General features: G+C 40.0%; 14 protein-coding genes. 11 read left to right on the top strand and 3 right to left on the bottom strand.

The annotated features are described in order from the left end of the window. The first annotated feature begins 218 nt into the window (after nucleotides 1–218). The 7 genes from AC2YHV_RS14055 (at nucleotide 219) to AC2YHV_RS14025 (ending at nucleotide 6,541) form a co-directional block, all read left to right on the top strand. Complete coding sequence (locus AC2YHV_RS14055) at nucleotides 219–1,076, top strand: amidase domain-containing protein (protein ID WP_098864967.1); 858 nt, start codon at nucleotides 219–221, stop codon at nucleotides 1,074–1,076. Nucleotides 1,077–1,143: 67 nt separating this feature from the next. Next, nucleotides 1,144–1,632, top strand: a complete 489-nt coding sequence (gene trmL / locus AC2YHV_RS14050) for a tRNA (uridine(34)/cytosine(34)/5-carboxymethylaminomethyluridine(34)-2'-O)-methyltransferase TrmL (RefSeq protein WP_034315177.1) — start codon at nucleotides 1,144–1,146, stop codon at nucleotides 1,630–1,632. A gap of 76 nt (nucleotides 1,633–1,708) precedes the next feature. Continuing rightward, on the top strand, nucleotides 1,709–2,458 hold the full coding sequence (gene nfsA / locus AC2YHV_RS14045) for an oxygen-insensitive NADPH nitroreductase (RefSeq protein WP_063577254.1): 750 nt from the start codon (nucleotides 1,709–1,711) through the stop codon (nucleotides 2,456–2,458). Nucleotides 2,459–2,739: 281 nt separating this feature from the next. Continuing rightward, nucleotides 2,740–3,588 carry an ABC transporter ATP-binding protein gene (locus tag AC2YHV_RS14040; protein WP_487373436.1) on the top strand — a complete coding sequence of 283 codons (849 nt, stop codon included), beginning with the start codon at nucleotides 2,740–2,742 and terminating at the stop codon, nucleotides 3,586–3,588. After that, nucleotides 3,539–4,459: an iron-hydroxamate ABC transporter substrate-binding protein gene (locus AC2YHV_RS14035; RefSeq protein ID WP_145504876.1), complete on the top strand. Its 921-nt coding sequence runs from the start codon at nucleotides 3,539–3,541 to the stop codon at nucleotides 4,457–4,459. Before AC2YHV_RS14040 ends, AC2YHV_RS14035 begins: the two co-directional genes overlap by 50 nt. Before the next feature lie 67 nt (nucleotides 4,460–4,526). Continuing rightward, nucleotides 4,527–5,537 (top strand): FecCD family ABC transporter permease, encoded by a 1,011-nt coding sequence (locus AC2YHV_RS14030; RefSeq protein ID WP_487373435.1) that lies wholly within the window; start codon nucleotides 4,527–4,529, stop codon nucleotides 5,535–5,537. After that, nucleotides 5,534–6,541: a FecCD family ABC transporter permease gene (locus AC2YHV_RS14025; RefSeq protein WP_487373434.1), complete on the top strand. Its 1,008-nt coding sequence runs from the start codon at nucleotides 5,534–5,536 to the stop codon at nucleotides 6,539–6,541. The genes AC2YHV_RS14030 and AC2YHV_RS14025 overlap by 4 nt, the downstream gene beginning before the upstream one ends. An 82-nt stretch (nucleotides 6,542–6,623) precedes the next feature. On the opposite strand, the gene AC2YHV_RS14020 is transcribed toward AC2YHV_RS14025, so the two are convergent. Together AC2YHV_RS14020 and AC2YHV_RS14015 are read right to left on the bottom strand one after the other, a co-directional pair. Next, a complete protein-coding gene (locus AC2YHV_RS14020) occupies nucleotides 6,624–7,571 on the bottom strand; it encodes a response regulator (RefSeq protein WP_034315164.1) in 948 nt (315 codons plus the stop codon). A 4-nt stretch (nucleotides 7,572–7,575) separates the two neighbouring features. Next, entirely contained in the window at nucleotides 7,576–8,838 is a 1,263-nt protein-coding gene (locus AC2YHV_RS14015; RefSeq protein ID WP_098865024.1) for a sensor histidine kinase, read from the bottom strand. Between the two features lie 421 nt (nucleotides 8,839–9,259). Between AC2YHV_RS14015 and AC2YHV_RS14010 the strand changes: the two genes are divergently transcribed. The 3 genes from AC2YHV_RS14010 (at nucleotide 9,260) to AC2YHV_RS14000 (ending at nucleotide 14,481) form a co-directional block, all read left to right on the top strand. Continuing rightward, on the top strand, nucleotides 9,260–10,249 hold the full coding sequence (locus tag AC2YHV_RS14010) for a glutaminase (RefSeq protein ID WP_223255834.1): 990 nt from the start codon (nucleotides 9,260–9,262) through the stop codon (nucleotides 10,247–10,249). 204 nt (nucleotides 10,250–10,453) lie between these two features. Further along, nucleotides 10,454–12,088, top strand: a complete 1,635-nt coding sequence (aimA, locus tag AC2YHV_RS14005; RefSeq protein WP_187050515.1) for a glutamate/serine transporter AimA — start codon at nucleotides 10,454–10,456, stop codon at nucleotides 12,086–12,088. Between the two features lie 497 nt (nucleotides 12,089–12,585). Continuing rightward, a complete protein-coding gene (locus AC2YHV_RS14000; protein ID WP_034315159.1) occupies nucleotides 12,586–14,481 on the top strand; it encodes a PrkA family serine protein kinase in 1,896 nt (631 codons plus the stop codon). Between the two features lie 212 nt (nucleotides 14,482–14,693). Here AC2YHV_RS14000 and AC2YHV_RS13995 read toward each other — a convergent pair whose 3' ends face one another. After that, nucleotides 14,694–14,903 carry a metal ABC transporter ATPase gene (locus AC2YHV_RS13995; protein ID WP_034315156.1) on the bottom strand — a complete coding sequence of 70 codons (210 nt, stop codon included), beginning with the start codon at nucleotides 14,901–14,903 and terminating at the stop codon, nucleotides 14,694–14,696. Nucleotides 14,904–15,021: 118 nt separating this feature from the next. Between AC2YHV_RS13995 and AC2YHV_RS13990 the strand changes: the two genes are divergently transcribed. Further along, nucleotides 15,022–15,201 carry a hypothetical protein gene (locus tag AC2YHV_RS13990; protein ID WP_034315155.1) on the top strand — a complete coding sequence of 60 codons (180 nt, stop codon included), beginning with the start codon at nucleotides 15,022–15,024 and terminating at the stop codon, nucleotides 15,199–15,201. Nucleotides 15,202–15,340 lie beyond the last annotated feature (139 nt).

Raw genomic sequence — 15,340 nt, 5'->3', positions numbered from 1 at the left:
TCTGGAGGGGAAATCAACCACAACTCACTACCTAGTAAATAGCAACAAAGTATGTGAAAACAGCCTTTGCTTAAGATATTCCGGTTCCTTCAAGGAAAATCTTTATAAAAAGTTTCATTATGGTTAAGGATTGAAACTCCCACATTTATGAAGTTGTGTTTTTGTCCATGCCCTCGTACATACACATTAGCATAGATGGTAAGAAGGAGGGCATGAACTTGAGGGAACAATTGCAACGCCTTTTACAAGAAAGAGTGGAGTTCTATACTTCAGATGATCTGGAACGGGGTGAAAGGAAGTTACATTTGAAGAAGAAAATGTTGAGGAACCGCGCCGCCGAAATTGTTCGGGTGAATGCGGCAGGCAAGGTACATTCGAAGAGAAAGGAAGACAGGGATACAGTCCTGACCTATCATGTCCATCTGCAATATTTATTGAAACAGGAAGATTCATTTTATATAGAAGAAGAAATGGAAGAAAGGGAGGCACGGTTTCGAAATGGGTATATAGTGGATGAAAATGAGTTGATTCCCAGCTTTGAAACCGAAGAGGCACCGCCAAAGTGTGATCCAGGCGCAGATCGCCTCGCATATAGGTATGATCGAATGAAGGCCGTTCAATATGCCGAGCGTTGGTGGAATGAATTCAATCCGGCTTATTATAAATTCACCGATGATTGTACGAATTACATTTCACAATGTTTACATGCAGGGGGAATACCGATGTGGGGGGCGCCAAATAAAAATAAGGGCTGGTGGATAAGGGGGAAAAGCTGGAGTTATACATGGACGACAGCTCATTCTTTATATCATCTGCTTAAAGCCGGGAATGCCATCAGGACAAAGCAGGTGGAGTCGGCCAAGGAATTGAATTTGGGCGATATCCTCTGCATAGATTTCGAAGGGGACGGACGGTTTGACCATAACTTGATTGTAACGGCGAAGGATCAGGACGGGATGCCGCTTGTGAATGCACATACGATGAACAGCCGTCACCGATATTGGACGTATGAGGATTCAACAAGATATACACCGAACATCGTTTATAAATTCTTTGTGATTTTGGATGGAGGGTGATAGGTTTTTAGTCTTTTTTGTTTAATGCTATAATTAAGGTGAAGTTCAAACTAGAGGTGAAAATGAAGTGTCAATACATGTAGTTTTATATCAACCACAGATTCCAGCAAATACAGGAAATATCGCAAGAACATGTGCAGGGACGGATACGTCTTTACATCTCATTCGCCCGCTCGGTTTCTCGACGGATGACAAACAGCTCAAACGGGCCGGGCTCGATTACTGGGAGAATGTAAAGATCCATTATTATGATTCGTTAGAAGAGTTTTTTGAAAGAAACGCCGGCGGCGAATTTTATTACTTGACGAAATTTGGGGAGCAGCCGCATTCCAGCTTCGATTACAGTGATCAAGAAAGTGAGATATTCTTCATTTTTGGCCGTGAAACGACGGGTCTCCCGAAAGATCTGATCCAAGAAAATATGGATCGGTGCCTGCGGATTCCAATGACGGATAAAGTACGTTCCCTTAATCTGTCGAATACGGCAGCCATCTTGGTTTATGAAGCACTTAGACAGCAAAATTACCGTGAATTGGATTTGAAAACAAAAGGTTAAGTTTCATCAATACTGTCATCGGGGGCATTTTAGCCCCGATGATGGATACTTTACATATTCTTTAGGGGTGGGAGCATTGAATAACATTATTGAGAAGATTTTAGATCACCGTTCCATTCGTTCCTTTGAGGACAAGTTATTGTCTGGGGAGCAAATCAATACGATTGTGGAATGTGCCCAAGCTGCATCGACTTCAAGTTATATTCAAGCGTATTCAATCATAGGGGTAACCGACCCGGAAAAGAAAGCCAAGCTTGCCGAACTTGCCGGACCACAGTCATATGTAGAGAAGAATGGACATCTATTCGTCTTTTGCGCCGATTTATATCGTCAGGATATGGTTTCCGAAATGGAAAACACGGACCTGTCCGAATCGATTGAAAGTACCGAGAAATTCATGGTTGCCTGTATTGACGCGGCTCTAGCGGCCCAAAATGCAGCATTGGCGGCAGAATCGATGGATTTAGGCATTTGCTATATAGGCGGGATCCGCAATAATCTCCCGGAAGTGTCAGCGATTTTGAATATACCGCATCGTGTTATACCATTATTCGCTCTAGCGGTCGGATATCCGAAAAACCGTTCGGATAAAAAGCCGCGTTTGCCGTTGTCCAACATTTATCATGAAAATGGATATCAGGAGGATAAGCAAGAGTTCATCGGACAACTTGAAGAGTATAATGAAACGATTTCCAGTTATTATGAGCTTCGGACTAAAGGTAAACGAAAAGACACCTGGACCGGGCAAATGGCAGGAATGCTTGGAAAGAAAAGCAGGCTGTACATGAAGGATTATGTTGAGAAGCAAGGATTTAAGAAACATTGATTAATGAAAATGGCCTATTAGGAATATTCTTGCCAAAGTGCTGAGTATGAGGCAAACAGTACAGATCCCGGGAACGTCTCCGGGATCTTTATTGTTTTCATTGTCAGTCGGTAATACGGACCGGCCCCAAAAATACTGTCAGAAATTCTTCTTATATGACCATGAAATTACCATTGACAATATATTTAGATAGAATTATAGTAATTAAGTAGTAGATAATGATAATCATTTTCATTTGAGTTTTTACTTACCTATTTTTTTCAGTAAATGGAGGTTAAAAAATGGTTCGCCTATATACAGAGAATTTGAATATTGGTTATGGTGAACGTTTAATTGTAAAAGATCTCAGTGTGGAAATACCAGATAAAAAAATCACAACGATCATCGGTTCAAATGGATGTGGGAAATCGACACTTTTGAAAGCGATCACCAGAATCATTCCAAATCAATCAGGTACGGTTGTTTTAGATGGGGTTAATATCTCAAAAGAAAGCACTAAGATCCTTGCAAGAAAAATGGCCATACTTCCGCAGACACCCGAGAGTGCAAGCGGTTTGACGGTTGGGGAGCTCGTATCATATGGGCGCTTTCCCTATCAAAAAGGTTTTGGGCGCCTGACCCAGAAAGACTATGATGTGATTGATTGGGCACTTGAAGTGACCGGCACGAAAGACTTCAAGTTCCGTCCCGTTGATGCTCTTTCAGGAGGTCAGCGCCAGCGTGTTTGGATTGCGATGGCCCTTGCCCAGGAAACGGAAATCATCTTCCTTGATGAGCCGACCACCTATTTGGATATGGCCCATCAGCTGGAGGTTCTGGAATTGTTACAGAGGCTGAATGTAGAACAGGGACGTACAATTGTCATGGTTCTTCATGATTTAAACCAAGCTGCTCGCTTTGCCGACTATATCATTGCCTTAAAGGACGGGGAAATAGTCAAAGCAGGAGATTGTGAAGAAGTCATCACTCATGAAGTTCTTAAGGAAGTATTCCATATTGATGCGGTAATCGGACGAGATCAACGAACGAACAAACCAATGTGCAGCACATACAACTTACTAAAAGGAGATTTGATAACAAATGAAAAAGATAATGTTTCCGTTTATACTGCTGTTAGTGTTAATTATTAGCGCTTGTGGTAACGAGTCAGCCGAAAAAGAAAAAAGCTCCGCTTCCAAAAAAGAAAAATCAGGTACCATCACGTATCAATCTGAAAATGGTCCTGTTGAAGTTCCCGCGGATCCTCAGCGTGTTTTAGTACTATCATCTTTCGCAGGTAACGTAATGGCTTTGGATGTTAACCTTGTAGGGGTTGATTCCTGGTCTAAAATGAACCCGAATTTTAAAGAGTTAAAAGATGTGGAAGAAGTGACGGACGAAAACCTGGAAAAGATCATCGAGTTGAATCCGGATTTAATCATTGGTTTATCCACGATTAAAAATGTCGATAAATTAAAGGAAATTGCTCCAACCGTAACTTATACATACGGAAAAGTTGACTATTTAACACAACATGTAGAAATCGGTAAACTTTTGAATAAAGAAAAAGAAGCTCAAGCATGGGTGGATGATTTCAAAAAACGGGCAAAAACAACTGGTGATGAAATTAAAGCCAAAATTGGAGAAGATGCTACCGTTTCCGTTTTCGAAAAGTTTGACAAACAGTTCTATGTATACGGTGATAATTGGGGACGTGGAACGGAAATCCTTTATCAAGAAATGAAATTGGGTATGCCTGAAAAGGTAAAAGAAGTGGCACTGAAAGATGGTTACTTTGCCTTATCATTAGAAGTCCTTAAAGACTATGCAGGTGATTATGTGATTTTGAGCAATAACAAAGATCAGGACAATTCATTCCAACAAACTGACACGTTTAAAAACATACCTGCCGTTAAAAACAATAAACTGTATGAAGCTGATGCAAAAAAATTCTACTTCAATGATCCAATCACATTAGATTACCAATTAGACTTCTTTTCCAAAAGTTTTCTTGGAAAATAATACTGCGAGGGAGAGGGATTCCAATTCCTCTCCTTTTATTCTATAAAAAAAGAAATGAGAGAGACAGATGACTAATGAAAATCAACGTTTCATCCCATTTATAAGTAAACTGATCATAGCGATCGTCGCCTTTATAGGCATGTTCATTATTTCAATGGCATTTGGTGCGGCTGATGTTACCGTTAAAGACGTCTGGCAAGCACTGACATCAAATGCTGTCGGTGAAAAGATTTCAATCATTCGGGAAATCCGCTTCCCTCGTGAAGTGGGGGCAATCTTTGTGGGTGCAGCCCTTGCCGTTTCTGGGGCCATCATGCAGGGAATGACAAGAAATCCACTTGCCGATCCCGGGTTGCTTGGATTGACGGCAGGAGCCAATGCAGGTCTCGCCATCACTTTGGCATTCATTCCAAATGCTAATAATTTAGGGATCATGATTGCGTGTTTTATAGGTTCCGCTGTGGGGGCAATCATGGTTTTCGGAATCGGTGCGATGAAAAAGGGAGGATTTTCACCATTAAGGATCGTTTTGGCTGGTGCTGCAGTCTCTGCATTCCTATTTGCCGTTTCGCAAGGGGTCGGCATATATTTCAAGGTATCAAAAGATGTATCGATGTGGACAGCTGGCGGGAATATCGGAACTTCATGGGAGCAGCTTCGTGTAATCGTTCCGTTCATTCTAATAGGAATCTTGATTTCCCTTATCTTTTCCAGACAGCTCACCATACTTAGCTTAAGTGAAGAAGTGGCCGTAGGCTTAGGGCAAAAGACAACACAAATAAAGGCGGTTCTCTTCGTGGTCATCATCCTCCTGGCAGGGGCTGCCGTTGCGCTTGTCGGAAATATGGTTTTCATCGGGTTAATGGTCCCACATATCGTTCGGGCTATCGTGGGTACGGATTATCGATTCATCCTCCCTATGTCTGCGATTTTGGGAGCCACTTTCATGTTGCTTGCCGATACGATCGGCCGTACGATCAATTCTCCATATGAAACACCTGTGGTAGCGGTTGTTGCGATGATAGGTTTACCTTTCTTCCTCCTAATCGTGCGTAAAGGAGGTAAAGCATTTTCATGATCCAGTCAGCTTTAGTCAAAAAACAGCGTTGGATAATAGGTGCATTGAGTGCACTCATCATCATTACGATCATTATAGGGACGTGTTCGGGCTATTCCAATCTTTCTATAGGACGACTGTTTCCAACGCTTTTCGGGGAAGGGACGTTTAAAGAGGAATTCATATTATTTTCCGTCCGCTTACCGCGTATCATCATCACCCTTTTAGCAGGCATGGCCCTTGCACTGTCGGGAGCCATTCTACAAGGGATCACGCGTAATGATTTAGCCGATCCCGGAATCATCGGGATCAACTCAGGAGCAGGTGTTGCCATTGCCGCATTCTTTCTGTTTTTCCCGCTTGACGCTGGTTCTTTTGTTTATATGGTTCCGCTTGTTGGTTTTATCGGAGCGTTACTGACGGCCTGTTTAATATATATCCTCTCATACAAGAGGAAGAGTGGACTTGAACCAGTCCGGTTAGTGTTGATCGGCGTAGGTTTTTCAATGGCGCTTTCAGGCCTGATGATTGTCCTCATTTCGTCAGCGGAACGAGCGAAGGTCGATTTCATCGCAAAATGGTTGGCAGGAAATATATGGGGCACGGATTGGCCTTTCATTTGGGCAATCATTCCATGGTTAGTCATCCTCATTCCATTCACCTTATATAAAGCAAATCGTTTGAATCTGCTTGGTTTAAGTGAACCGGTCGCAATTGGGGTCGGTGTATCGATTGAAAAGGAGCGGATCGTACTGCTGATCACGGCTGTGGCACTGGCAGCGGCTGCCGTTTCTGTTACAGGCGGAATTGCATTCATTGGACTTATGTCCCCGCATATAGCAAAATCCTTGGTAGGACCTCGAAATCAACTATTCATTCCGGTTGCCATTTTAATCGGTGGATGGCTATTGCTGCTTGCCGATACGATAGGCCGAAATATAATTGAACCCGAGGGGATTCCCGCAGGTATCATGGTTGCATTGATCGGTGCACCTTATTTCATGTATTTATTGTTGAAAAAATAAGATATTGTTAAAATCCCTTGAAATCATTCAGGGGATTTTATGTTTTTTGGTTCTTCCGTAATTTTTCGTATTTAATCATGTATTATCTATATCTATTTATTTCATCAGGATTCAATCGTTTCGCTTCGAAATAAAATACTTGAATAAACTTTTTTGTATTTACCCGGGTAGGTGTAAGAACGATTTTTGAATCATTTTGCAGTTCTTTCATCTTTTGGCGAACGACTGTGAAATCAAAAAATTTGGAAGCATAATTTTCAAACTTCGGATTCGAAAAATCCGTTAAACCTAGCGAAGCGAAATGATTTAACGAATGGTTAATCGTTCTGCGTATTCTCTGTTCGGCAGCTTTTATTTCCCGATTGATATCAACCGGCAAAGCTGCTGTTCCGAGCTTTTTTTTGGTGATTTCTACAAAGATTTCTTTAAGGGTGGGGAATTGCTTTCCAAAAGTAAAAGTCCGTTCATACATAAATAAATACTGAAGCATTTCCATTAAATCTTTTGCGCCATTTTCTCCAACGACCCCTAATTCCGATAAAAGGAATTCACCCACCTCCCGTATACTTTTTTCATTAAAACTATTGGAATTATCAACTTTTGGCTGTTCAAAGTTCAATACACTATTTAAAGAGGCTTGGATATTAGTGATCGATCTTTCTAAATGGATGCGTTCCATGACTTTTCGAATGACTGTCAATATCTCAATCCGATTGATTGGTTTAGTAATATAATAATCAATTCCGAGCGAGTAAGCCTCGCCAATCAACTCCTTGGATTCAACCTGCGAAATCATTATTATTTTCCCGTTAAATGTACTTTTTATATGACGAAGTGTCTCAATACCATCCCGGATGGGCATTAATAAATCAATAAATAATATATCAATTTGTTTTAAATTCAAAATATGCCCTTCTAATAGACTGCCATCTTCCGCTTCCTCCACCACTTCACCTAAATCTTCGTTTTCTATAATTTGGCTTAAGTTTGAACGTATGGCACAATCATCATCTGTTATAAAAAAACGCATGGAATCACCCTTTCTGAATCAACTTCTGGATTGGTAACTTTATTGAAAAAACAGCGCCATTAAAACTATTCTCAAATAGGATTTCCCCTCCCAGTTCTTTCACGACTTCTTTAACATATGAGAGTCCAATCCCTGTTGAAGGTGTCCCGAACTGATCATACTTTGATGTAAAACCAGGTTTGAATATGACAGTCTGGTATTTTTGAGGAATTCCAGGTCCGGTATCAGCAACTTTAAATTCTACATTGTCACTAATTTCAAACAAACTTAAACGGACGGTTCCCTTTTCTTTAATTGCTTCCACTGCATTGGCGACTAAATTATTGAAAAGAGATAACACGGTATATACATGATAAGGTGAATCGTTTTTTCCTTCCAAGGAGTATTCAAATTGAATGTCCTTTCCTAATGATAAGGCATATTTTTCATTAATTCGGATAATTAAATAAAAAAGTTCAGCAGCATTCATATAATCTTTAAAACTCTCATTGGAGATCAATTTGGAGAGACCAGCAAAAATCCGCTGATTATCTTTCTTGACTTCATGCATTTCACCCGCGATGCGTAATGCTTTTTGACTATATGGCTCTGTAAGATCATGAAGTTGCTTTTCCCGTTTTTCCAATGCTTTTAATTCGCGATACAAATCATATGATTTCTTTGTAATATTCTCAGCATTTTTTAATGTTTTTTTTAAATGAATCGTTTCCTCGTATAAATTGGAAATGAGCATCAGCATATGTTCATTTTGTTTTCTGATTTGCCTCTCCCTTGATTGTGCTTCATAAAGTTTCATCATATTAAAAAAGCTCAAAACGATAAAACTGTGGCCGAATGCGATCACGATCATCTCATTTAGTGAACCAAACGTAATCGTTGTTTCCAACACAATATATTGAAAGATTAATTCTACGGAGTCGGACAATATTTCGATAATGAGACCAATAAATCCAATAATCAAAGTTCGGCTTTGAAAGCGGTTGATTTTCGCAAAATAGAATAGAACGGAATAGGTAAAATAAAAGAAAAAACTAGGATAATGAGCGTGAAATGCGGAAATCCAGGAGAAATTATCCTGCATGAAAAAGTCGATTAGAATGCGAAATATCACAACCATTGTTCCTGTCAAGATGCCCGAAAATATGGCAGGCGTTTTTTGTAATAATAGTAAAAAGAAGAAAAATGCAGGCACACCAAAACTTACCCGAAACGTTTCATTGAAAGGATAAAAACTCAATTCGCCTGCTAATGGCACAGTTAACAACATCAAAGCAAGGACATAGACCTCTTTTTTCATTAACGTACTGAGATACAAGTCGTCACCTCCTAATTTGTTTAAAAAATCAGTATACAGTTTCATCGGCTTCAATACAACGCTTACTTTTTCCTGAATAGAACGGCTTATAATCAATTATGGCAAAACCAAATTGTTTTTCTATCCACAAAAAATGGTAACGGGACATGTGAGATGATCACGTTTTTTTAGTGGATTTTTATTTTTTAGATTTTGTAGGTTTTTGTATGATTATGTAGTTCCCAATTTAAAATTAAGCAGAAAGAAATTTTTGAAAGCGCTTAACAATTTTTAGAATATTCATTATTTTTTCATCGAATCTAGTAATGGCATTCGGTAAAACGCTCATATTGAAAATATAATGATACAACAACTGAAGAGGTGGAAGAATGTGATTGAAGAATTGTCAAAAGAGTATGACATTCACGTTAATAGTCAAAGAAAATCCGACTTAGATGAATGGGTAGCATATTACAGATCCTTTGCTATTGAAGGACAAACCGCTAATTATATACCGGCATTGAGAAATGCACATTTATCGCAATTGGGCATTACCATACTGGAGCCGGGTGGAACAATGATCAAGTCAGGGGATTGGGAAGTTCCTTTCACGCTGCAAAGTATTTCAAAAGTGCTTAGCTTTATAGCCGCATGTTTGGGTCGCGGCATTTCTTATGTGTTAGAGAGGGTCGATGTGGAACCGACTGGGGATGCTTTCAATTCAATTATCCGTTTAGAAATGCATAAGCCGGGAAAGCCGTTCAATCCTATGATAAATGCCGGGGCGATTACAGTAGCTTCGCTTCTCCCAGGTGATTCTTCACAAAATAAATTGGAATTTCTCTATGAACTATTTGAAAATTTGTTAGGGAAGCGCCCGACAATCAATGAGGAAGTGTATCAATCTGAGTGGTTAACCTCTCATAGAAATAGAGCTTTGGCTCACTATTTGAAAGAGACGAATTATTTGGAATCGGAAGTAGAGGAAGCTTTAGAGGTTTACCTCATGCAATGTTCCATAGAAGTGACCACAGAAGACATAGCCCTCCTTGGACTGATTCTTGCTCAAGATGGTTACCATCCCGTTCGTAAAGAACAAGTAATCCCTAAAAAATTGGCTAAGCTTGCCAAAGCATTAATGCTTACTTGCGGTATGTACAATGCTTCGGGGAAATTTGCTGCTTTTATTGGGGTGCCGGCCAAAAGCGGAGTATCTGGCGGGATTATGGCACTAGTTCCTCCAAGTGCCAGAAGCGGAATGCCTTTTCAAGATGGATGTGGCATTGGTATTTATGGACCAGCCATCGATGAATATGGGAATAGCGTAGCAGGTAGTCTGTTATTGAAACAAATGGCACAAGAATGGGATTTAAGCATTTTCTGAAATGCAGAAAAATTTGGTTCCGGTGTAATTAATAGAAGCAATAAGGGGAGACCCTTAAGGTTTCCTCATCAATTTTCAAACTTTTACAAGAGGTGATGTAAATGCAGCAATTACTTTAAGATGTAATTGGGCGCACTACACGAATCATTAATCCAGTTACTTTTAAACGTAAAGAATAATTTTAGAAAGCATGGTGAAAAATGTATGAATAATATGCAGCGAAAGATGGGAACGTTTTCGTTAATGATGGTGGGACTCGGGTCAATTATTGGCTCAGGTTGGTTATTCGGAGCTTGGAGAGCGGCACAGATTGCAGGACCCGCTGCCATTATCTCTTGGATTATCGGGATGGTTGTTATTTTATTTATCGCACTATCTTACAGTGAATTAGGGTCTATGTTTCCTGAAGCTGGGGGAATGGTAAAATACACGCAGTATTCACATGGTTCTTTTTTAGGGTTTATTGCAGGCTGGGCAAACTGGATTGCAATCGTTTCCGTAATTCCAGTTGAAGCGATTGCTTCTGTTCAATATATGAGCTCATGGCCATGGGAATGGGCACGGTGGACACATGGTTTAGTAGAAAATGGAAGTCTTACTGGGGGAGGCTTGGCAATTGCCTCTGTATTGCTGATCGTCTACTTTTTATTAAATTACTGGACAGTCAGTTTGTTTTCGAAAGCTAATTCATTCATTACAGTCTTTAAGGTTATTATTCCTGGACTTACGATTGGCTCACTTTTATTTGCCGGGTTTCATGCATCCAATTTTACATCTGCAGGAAGTATCGCTCCTAATGGATGGGCAAGTGTACTTACTGCTGTAGCAACTTCTGGTATCATCTTTGCATTTAACGGTTTTCAAAGTCCAATTAACATGGCAGGTGAGGCAAAGAATCCTGGACGTTCGATCCCAATTGCAGTAATTGGCTCCATTTTAATTGCAACGGTCATCTACGTTCTATTACAGGTTGCATTTATTGGAGCCGTTGACCCGTCCATGATTGTGAATGGATGGCAACATTTGAATTTCAATTCACCGTTTGCTGACTTAGCAATTGTTTTAGGCATAAACTGGTTGGTTATTTTACTATACGTAGATGCTTTTATTTCTCCTTCGGGGACAGGAATAACATACACGGCGACAACGTCACGAATGCTTTATGGAATGGAAAAGAATAAATATTTACCAAGCGTGTTTGGAAAACTGCATCCTCTTTATGGTATCCCGCGTCAAGCCATGTTTTTTAATCTAGGCGTATCTTTCTTATTTTTATTCATGTTTAGAGGCTGGGGCGTATTGGCAGAGGTTATTTCAGTTGCGACTTTAGTCTCTTATATTACAGGTCCAGTTACTGTAATGACATTAAGACGCACAGGTCAGAACTTGTACAGACCATTACGTTTAAAAGGATTAAGCATCATTGCACCACTGGGCTTTGTTTTTGCTTCTTTGGTTCTATATTGGGCAAGATGGCCGCTTACAGGTCAAGTATTATTTATCATTATGGCTGGTCTTCCCGTTTATTTCTATTATCAATCAAAAATAAAATGGAAGGGATTCCGCCAAAACTTTTCAGCAGGGCTTTGGATGGTTGTTTACTTACTCTGTATGATGACCATTTCATACTTAGGCAGTGAAAAGTTTGGTGGACTAAATATAATCCCATTTGGTTTGGATATGGTCATCATTACATGTTTATCACTAATGTTTTATAGTTGGGCATTAAAGAGTGGTTTCCAAACGGAATATTTAGAACAAGGACAAAAAGTAAATGAAGACTTGAGATCGATGGAGAACAACATTTCAGCTCAAACTGATAAAAAGAACGCTGTATAAATGATGAAGCTTATTCGTTTGGCATGCTCAATAAGCCATTCGTGAATGACAGCGAAAGTGCTTCTATATTTATATAGATGAGGAATAAAAAAAGGGACGGCAAATTTAATTTGCTGTCCCTTTTTTTGGAGTTTTAGAAAAGGCTGTTATTTTTTATTTCACACCTGGTTTATCGTCATACCCGGCAGTGAAGATAGCGGCTAAAAATGTTAAAGCAACTCCAACGATAATAACTGTGCCCATGTTGTGACCTCCCTTTACCCATATTGTCCCACTTAAGTATAGGCTTAGTATACCCTAATTTTTAGCAGGAGTGCACACAAATTTTCTTGCCAGCATATTTGTCATCAATTCTCAATGATTAAGCCCTTTTCGATACATGGAGAGTCAAGGGGGATTCGAAACAATGCCCGTCCACTTTTTAAAGTCTGACATGTTTGTCAGACTTGGAGCATAGATTTAAGTATTCTCTGAAAGTGACAGGGGGAGGTTCCTTAATGGATATTTTAAAGAAAATCGAAAAATTTAGAGAAGATGAACAGAAGCTGAAGTGGGAAGGCACCTTCGCAGAGTACTTAGAAATATTGAAAGAAACGCCTTTAGTTGCTCAATCTGCTCATTCACGTGTATACAACATGATCAGAGATGCAGGGATAGAAGAAGTAAATGGGACAAAGAAATACAATTTTTTCAGCGGTCAGTTATTTGGCCTTGAAGATTCACTGGAAAGGCTCATCGAGGAATATTTCCATCCGGCAGCAAAACGGCTGGATGTCCGTAAGCGGATATTGCTTCTCATGGGTCCGGTGTCAGGTGGGAAGTCCACACTCGTTTCTTTACTGAAGCGTGGACTTGAAAATTATTCGTTAAAAGACTCTGGTGCGATTTATGCAATAAAAGGATGCCCGATGCATGAAGATCCACTGCATCTCATCCCGCAGTATTTACGGGATGATTTCTTTGAAGAATATGGCATCAGGATTGAAGGAAATCTTTCGCCGCTGAATGTAATGAGATTAGAACAGGAGTATGGAAGCAGGATTGAAGATGTTATGGTCGAACGTATTTTCCTTTCGGAGGATAAGCGTGTTGGAATTGGAACATTCAGTCCTTCTGATCCTAAGTCACAGGATATTGCTGATTTGACGGGCAGCATCGATTTTTCGACCATTGCCGAATACGGTTCTGAATCAGATCCGCGTGCCTATCGCTTTGATGGCGAGCTGAACAAGGCGAACCGCGGGATGATGGAGTTCCAGGAGATGCTGAAATGTGATGAGAAATTCTTATGGCATTTGCTATCATTAACACAAGAGGGGAATTTTAAAGCTGGCCGTTTTGCATTGATCAGTGCAGATGAACTCATTGTGGCTCATACGAATGAAACGGAGTATAAAGCGTTCATTTCCAACAAGAAAAATGAAGCATTGCATTCCCGTATCATTGTCATGCCTATTCCATATAACTTGAAGGTTACCGAGGAAGAGAAGATTTATGAAAAAATGATTCGTGAAAGTGATGTCTCGGATGTTCATATAGCCCCGCATACATTGAGGGTGGCGGCAATCTTCAGCATCATGACCCGCCTGAAAGATCCCAAAAAGGGCGATATCGATTTAGTGAAAAAGATGAGGCTTTATGATGGGGAAAATGTTGAAGGATTTAATTCCGCAGACATCAATGAATTGAAAAAAGAATATCAGGACGAAGGCATGAGCGGAATCGACCCGCGTTACGTAATTAACCGGATTTCCTCTACGATCATACGTAAGGAGAATCCGTCCATTAATGCATTGGATGTACTTATGTCATTAAAAGCAGGTCTTGACCAGCATCCGTCCATTACGAACGAACTCCGGGAGCGGTATTTAAATTTCATTTCACTGGCACGTAAAGAATACGATGCCATTGCAAAAAATGAAGTGCAAAAAGCTTTTGTATATTCATATGAAGAGTCGGCGAAAATCCTCATGGATAATTATCTGGATAATGTCGAAGCATACTGCAATAAATCAAGGCTGCGCGATCCATTGACTGGAGAAGAAATCAACCCAGATGAAAAATTGATGCGCTCGATAGAAGAGCAAATTGGAATTTCCGAGAATGCAAAAAAAGCATTCCGCGAAGAAATATTGATTCGAATTTCAGCATATGCCCGTAAAGGGAAGCGATTTGATTATAATTCCCACGATCGTTTACGGGAAGCGATCCAGAAAAAACTATTCGCTGATTTGAAGGATGTCGTTAAGATCACCACTTCAACGAAGACACCAGACGAAAGGCAACTGAAGAAAGTGAACGAGGTCATCACGAGACTTATAGATGAGCACGGATATAATTCGACTTCAGCCAATGATTTGCTGCGCTATGTGGGCAGCTTGTTAAATCGGTAATCCATAGTTTTTTTGCTCCTGCCCCCTCATCGGGCAGGGGTTTATTACCGTTTACGGTAGGTTGGATGGATGAAAGGTGGATTAGAGGAAATCCAGAATTTCTATTGAAATCATGAATCTTTTGAAAACGGTGATTATAGTAGGCATGGGAGATTATAACTCAACAAAGCATCGGGCCCTTCTGAATGAAGGAAACCCGGTGCTATTGATTTCTATTTAGTTACATTCAAGCCATACTGTTCAATAAGTGTAATAAGTTGATTCGGTGAGAGTTTTTCTTCGCTATGGTCGATTTTAATTTCCCCATCATCAACATCGATGATCGCACGTTCCACACCTTCCGTTTTCAAAAGTATGGACTCCAGATTTAAAATAGGGCCTTCTGACGTTGCTTCCTTTACATAAAGGGTTGTTGTTTGCATAGTTCTTGCACCTCCTTACATTTGCTCATAATGTTTTATCTATACCCCATATTTCCATTAGATATGTTACGTTTCGGATTTGGTAATATTGGGTATCAATAAGTAGAGGTGATGGCAAATGAGCAAAGAGGAACTGAAAAAAGAACATGTACCGGAAAATAGCTCCATGGCTAAGGATTATGAAGAGATGAAAGAACTTGGAAAGCAGATGGAAAATCAAAGGACGAATGAAGAATTGAAAGAGTGGGATAAACGCCCCGGTACAGTTCAACATGAAATAGAGGAAGAGAAGGATTGACGAATACCACAACCAGAATCATTCTATCTGTGTAAAAGGGGTGTCCAGAAAAACTGCTGGGACACCCTTTTTGTTGTGTTCCATTGCTTTTTTTAAATGTCCTTGGAAGTCTTTTGCTGCTCCATTACTTCTGGCTTAA

This window comes from Peribacillus sp. SRI_006, from assembly GCF_057586375.1.
This window is presented reverse-complemented; position numbering and strand designations above follow the sequence as displayed.